Origin of the sequence: Colwellia sp. BRX10-9 (assembly GCF_014077405.1) — a bacterium.
Lineage (GTDB): Bacteria > Pseudomonadota > Gammaproteobacteria > Enterobacterales > Alteromonadaceae > Colwellia_A.
Genome location: NZ_JACGVV010000118.1, coordinates 1 through 386, shown reverse-complemented (window position 1 = coordinate 386; position 386 = coordinate 1). Strand labels below are relative to the sequence as shown.

The 386-nt window shown below is 42.5% G+C and carries 1 protein-coding gene; it reads left to right on the top strand.

All coding sequences use genetic code 11. From position 1 onward, the window contains the following. A partial coding sequence (locus H4J69_RS20530) for an Ig-like domain-containing protein (protein ID WP_182231152.1) occupies positions 1–386 on the top strand: 386 nt, incomplete at both ends.

The following is a 386-nucleotide window of genomic DNA, read 5'->3' as shown; positions in this document are numbered from 1 at the left end:
TACATTGTTACTGACGGTGCAGGTGATACACAGACTTCTACCTTAACGATTTCAGTAACTCCAGTTTCTGATCTGAGCGATGATAATGAAACTGTCACTGTTGCAGAAGATACAACAGCCACAGGTAATGTGCTTGATAATGCAGAAACTGCTGATGGTCCACTCACGGTAACGAGTTTTACTGTTGGTGGGAATACGTACAATGCAGGTGATACGGTTACTCTTGCGGAAGGTGAACTCACTTTAAATACCGATGGTAGTTACACTTTTACACCCAATGACAACTTCAACGGTGCCGTGCCAGTGATCAGTTACACCATTACCGATGGTGCTGGTGACACAGAAATTTCAACTTTAACAATTTCAGTAACTCCAGTGTCAGATTT